Here is a 4,675-nt window from a genome sequence, read left to right as displayed (position 1 = left end):
TATCATGCATCTAATGCAGGGTCGGTGTCAATCATCAAGTCGCTCAGCCCTGCTCGTATGACAGGTCCCTGCGCAAACTGCAGCTTCGATTCGGCGTTCGCACTCACAATAGACCGTCTGAACCCACATCAGAGCAGGTCAGGCGCCCAGACCGATAAGAATCTGAACGTTGCAAAGGAGGAGGGTTCGACTGCATCTGCTGCAACATTACTCTTTTTACTTGACATAATATCTATTATCGGCTGTTTAAATCAGCAGGGGGAGTACGCATTCTTAAGGGCACTTGACATAACGAGGCCGCGTTCTCGTCGAGGATGGCGGTGGTCGCCGTGAATTGAATCCACGGCGTGCAGCCTTGGCCGACAGCATTGCGCGCGGCGACGAGATTCTGGCCGGTGTGCCGCTGGATGGTGATGCTGTCGAGGCGTTTCAACGCCACGCCTCGACGCCGCTGACGCCCCGTGGTTCATCGACGCGATCCTGCTACCAGCGTTCACGCAGACGCAAAACTGAGCGGCCGCACGTTTACCTCTGCGACCAACGGCGCCCATCTCGGCTGCGAAAAGCCCGCCAACCGCACTCCTCTTACGGCCTGAGATCGGGTACCGGACAGCACACTCTTCGTTGTCCGCTTTCAGTTGCGGGCACAACAGATCGGCGTGTCCCAATCCCTACAGTGCCGGCCAACCCGACTTCGGAAGCGGCCGTTCAAGTATTTCGCGGCCCAAGAGACGCGTCGACCCGGGAGGCCTCGCCCCATCCACGGGGATATAGGGCTACTCCCCCTCCACTCAGCGCCCTCCGGTACACCTGAACTACTATCGAGGATAGTTTCAAACTGGTGTTGTTGGAGGCGTGGTGATCGCAAACATTGTGGCCCAAGGTGTACTCCTGGGACTGTTCGGTGCGGTCACAGCGTGTGGTGTCGCCGCCCGTCAGCCGGATCGAGGTGGGGAGGCGTGGCGGGCGCTTGTTTCGTGTGCGGTGGCCGTGAGTGCGGCCGTCGGCGTGATGGTGGTTGCTCCCCAGGGTGTTTTCGCGTCGGTGATCGTGTTGGCGCTGCTCTGTGTTGGGGCGCTCATGTTGTTTTCTGCTCATCTGCACGGTGCGTCATTGGCTGTAATGGTTGACCCGCTGGTGTGGATGGCCTCGTCGATGTGGGTGTTCATCGTGTTCGCGGCCACGGGCGCGTCGATCGAGATTGGCGTGGTGCCTGCTGATCCGATTGCCGAGTTGGCGTTGAGGGCAGAGCTCAATCGACCCCCGAGGTGGGTCCGTACTGGCAGTGTGATCGCGATTTTCGGTCTGGTGGCCGCGATAGTCTTCCGCCTGGCCCGGCCGGCGTCCTGTGGTGATTGCTTCGAGACCCTCGTTCCCGGCGCCCACGCCCGATGGCCACAAAATACGAAGGTGGTTAGTAGAAGTGGGGTGTGATGCGGGTGTGCTGAGGAGATGGTTGGGCATGACTGACGGTGTCGAGGTGCGGCGTGCGGGTCGGTTCGGCCCGCGCGGTCCTGCCCGTACGATCTCCCGTGCGGTGGGTCTTGCTGTGGTGATGTTTGAGGCGGTGGCCGCGTTCTGGCTGGTGATGCTGCTCCGAACGTCGGATCTCGTGCCATCCGACCCCCGCTCAGGAGTCGGGCGCGGTGATCCGGTTGAGCTGCGGGTGCTGACCGCTGTGGATGTGCACGACTGGGTGTCGGCTCTGAGTGCTGCGGCCTTCGCTGCGGGTGTGGCCGGTGCGCTGGTGGCGCGTCTACTCCCAGCAGTCAAGGGGCGCGCGACCGGTTGAGTAGTCGGGCCTGGGCCTCGCCGGAGTTTCCCTTGTCGGAGGGTTTCTATGGCTTAGGCTTTGGTGCCGCCGCCGCGGGTGTGGCGAGGTTTAAGGGTGAGGTATTCGCTGAGCACTTCACGCTCGGCGGGTGTCACGGTCTGGGCGAAGTGCATCAGTACTGCCGCGGAGTCCCCGCTGGCGTCGAGGACCTGACGCAAGGTGCGTGAGGTGGCCTCTTCACGGGTCTGCATGGGGAAGTACCGGTAGGCGCGGCTGACTTTTTCTCGACCGACGAACCCTTTTTTGTGCAGGTTGGTGACGACGGTGAGCACTGTGGTGTAGGCCGGTTCGCGGTCGTGGAGTTCCTCGACTAGGTCGTGCACCGACATCGCCGCACCGGCCGACCACAGCACGTCCATCACTGCGCGTTCCAGCGAACCCAGCCCAGTCATTTTCACCCACCATCTCTAGATGCGGGTCAATCTTACGACGGACTACCTCAGTTAGTAGCTCGGTCCCGTTGGAGCGCATCGGCAGCGCCGCGAGGCGGGCGGTGTTCGATGGCTGCGGAGAATTCGGTTCCAGGGGTGCTGCGGTGGATGTGACGTCGTGTTGTGGTCGGCAACGTGATGGTGAAGGTGGCTCCGTGCCCGGTTCCCAGGCTTTCGGCGAGCAAGGTGCCCCCATGGTCTTCGACGATGGAGCGGGCGATGGTGAGTCCGATACCGCTGCCGCCGGCGTCTCGGGTCCGTGAGGAGTCGGTGCGGTAGAAGCGGTCAAAGATGTGTGGAAGGTGTTGAGCGGGAATCCCGTCCCCGCAGTCGACGACGCTGATGCGCACCGCGTGTGCCGGGGCGGTGTCGGCTTTCACTACGACCCGCTGGCCCGGGGAGCTGTGTCGCAGCGCGTTAGTGAGCAGATTGAGCAGTACTTGGCTCATTCGTTCGGCATCGACATCGATGTGTACGCGCGCGGCGGTGGTGACGATGCCCAGCGTGACGCCGGCGTCGGTGAACAGCTCGGCGGCTTCTTCGTAGGTCGCGATGAGCAGTTCGTTGACAGTGATCGTCGAGGGTTGCAATGGCATCTGGTGCTCGTCGGCGCTGGATACGGTCGCGATGTCCTCGGCGAGGCGCTGCAACCGGGTGGTGGCGGTGCGCACGACGTCGAAGGTGTGGGAGTCGGGCGCGCGGACACCGTCCTCGAGGGCGTCGGTGATCGCGCCGATGGTGGTCAACGGGGTGCGCAGTTCGTGGGCGAGGTCTGACAGCATCCGCTTGCGGATGTCTTCCTGGGAGTTCAAACGTTGTGCCAGCTGGTTGATGGCTCGGCTGAGCTGGGTGAACTCAGTGCCGAGCTGGCGATCGGGAACACGGGTGCGGTAGTTGCCTGCGCCGATCGCCACAGCCGAGCGCGCGACGCTGGCGACTGACTGTTGTACGCGGCGAGCCAGGAACCAGCTGACGGCCGTGGCCAGGATCGTCGAGGTGACCAGGGCTGCGGTCATCGAGACGACGATGGAGAAGGTGAATGCGGCCTCGACGTGTTCGGCCTGTGCTGATCCCGGTTCGAGGCTGGACTGGCCGAGGTGATCGTGGAAGGTGTGCGGCGCGACGAACAGTGCCACGATCGCGACGCTGATGTGAATCGCCCCGGGTTTGCTGGGGGCTCGTTTACTTGGTTCCAGCGACTGCCGGGACCGGGTTCTCACGGTAGCTGGTGACTGTGTGGGTCGACCAGTAGGTGGTCTCGTACTCGACGGGTGGGACGTGCCCGATCTCGCCGTGCAGGCGGCGGTGGTTGAACCAGTCGATGTACTCGGCGACGGCGATCTCGACCTCGCCGACACCGCCCCAGCCACCGCGAGGGCGCATGACTGGGTTACGGATACACTCGGCCTTGAACAACGAGTTGAACGCCTCGGCCATCGCATTGTCGTACGAATCACCCTTGGAGCCAACAGAAGTCACTGCGTCTGCTTCGGCGAGACGTTCGGTGTAGCGGATGGCTCGATACTGCACTCCGCGGTCGGAGTGGTGAATCAGCCCGGCCACGCCCTGGCCGGCACGCGACCGCGCCCACAACCCCATATCCAAGGCGTCGAGCGCGAGGTCGGTGTGCATGGTGGTCGAGACCTGCCAGCCCACGACCATCCTTGAGAAGACGTCGAGGATGAACGCGGCATACACCCACCCCGAGTGTGTGCGGATGTAGGTCAGGTCCGCCACCCACAGCGCGTTGGGCGCCGCCGCGGTGAACTGCCGTTCGACACGATCGGCCGGCTGCGGAGTTTCGGCCCCCTCGCTGTGCGTGGTCTTCCGCGTCTTGGATCTCGTTATCCCCTGCAGCCCATCAGCTTTCATCAACCGCTCGACGGTGCACCGGGCCACGCCGATACCCTTTCTGCGTAGTTCGGCGTGGACTTTGCGGGCACCGTAGACGCCGAGATTGTCGGCATGCACGGTGCGGATCTCACCGAGGATCTCGCGGTCACGGACCACCCGTGGCGCCTCGACTCGTCGAGAGCTCAGATGGGCTCGGACTGTGGACGGAGCGATCTGGGCGGCCGTGTCGCGCAGGGCCGCGCAGATCGGATCGACTCCGTGTTCGTCGCGGAAAGCGGCGACGAACTCCACGATCAACGCTGTGGGCGGTCGATGTCCGCCGCAAAGAAAGCTGATGCCTGCTTCAAGATGGTGTTCGCCCGCCGCAACTCCCGGTTCTCCCGTTCCAGCTGCGCGATCCGCTCAGCCTCGCTGGTCGTGGTCCCCGGGCGGTCCCCGCCATCGATCTCGGCCTGCTTGACCCAGGTGCGAAGCGCGATCCGCTCAGCCTCGCTGGTCGTGGTCCCCGGGCGGTCCCCGCCATCGATCTCGGCCTGCTTGACCCAGGTGCGAAGCG

General features: G+C 63.6%; 6 protein-coding genes and 1 other annotated feature. Of the genes, 2 read left to right on the top strand and 4 right to left on the bottom strand.

Annotated elements, in window-relative coordinates; translation table 11 throughout:
- Positions 1-990: 990 nt before the first annotated feature.
- On the top strand, positions 991-1,434 hold the full coding sequence (locus tag A9310_RS22190) for a hypothetical protein (protein ID WP_233425552.1): 444 nt from the start codon (positions 991-993) through the stop codon (positions 1,432-1,434).
- Between the two features lie 28 nt (positions 1,435-1,462).
- A complete protein-coding gene (locus A9310_RS22185; RefSeq protein ID WP_005180014.1) occupies positions 1,463-1,792 on the top strand; it encodes a hypothetical protein in 330 nt (109 codons plus the stop codon).
- Positions 1,793-1,845: 53 nt separating this feature from the next.
- Here A9310_RS22185 and A9310_RS22180 read toward each other — a convergent pair whose 3' ends face one another.
- The 4 genes from A9310_RS22180 to A9310_RS26065 all read right to left on the bottom strand — a co-directional run.
- A complete protein-coding gene (locus A9310_RS22180) occupies positions 1,846-2,226 on the bottom strand; it encodes a BlaI/MecI/CopY family transcriptional regulator (protein WP_005180013.1) in 381 nt (126 codons plus the stop codon).
- A gap of 47 nt (positions 2,227-2,273) precedes the next feature.
- A complete protein-coding gene (locus tag A9310_RS22175) occupies positions 2,274-3,401 on the bottom strand; it encodes a cell wall metabolism sensor histidine kinase WalK (protein WP_254661315.1) in 1,128 nt (375 codons plus the stop codon).
- 46 nt (positions 3,402-3,447) lie between these two features.
- Complete coding sequence (locus A9310_RS22170; protein WP_175401195.1) at positions 3,448-4,410, bottom strand: IS3 family transposase; 963 nt, start codon at positions 4,408-4,410, stop codon at positions 3,448-3,450.
- Positions 4,324-4,452: a sequence feature (AL1L pseudoknot), on the bottom strand. It overlaps the preceding gene by 87 nt.
- Positions 4,413-4,675, bottom strand: a 263-nt coding sequence (locus A9310_RS26065; protein WP_368072726.1) for a transposase, incomplete at its 5' end; no start/stop codon positions are given. (Overlaps the previous feature by 40 nt.)

Origin of the sequence: Gordonia sp. UCD-TK1, assembly GCF_001691435.1 — a bacterium.
Lineage (GTDB): Bacteria > Actinomycetota > Actinomycetes > Mycobacteriales > Mycobacteriaceae > Gordonia > Gordonia hongkongensis.
Note: the sequence above shows the minus strand (reverse complement) of the source record. Positions and strands in the feature narration are given on the sequence as shown.

What these genes read in the sequence shown, in the direction of transcription:
- A9310_RS22185 (WP_005180014.1), top strand. Translation starts at nt 1,463, where the DNA reads ATGACTGACGGTGTCGAGGTGCGGCGTGCGGGTCGGTTCGGCCCGCGC.
- A9310_RS22180 (WP_005180013.1), bottom strand. Translation starts at nt 2,226, where the DNA reads ATGACTGGGCTGGGTTCGCTGGAACGCGCAGTGATGGACGTGCTGTGG.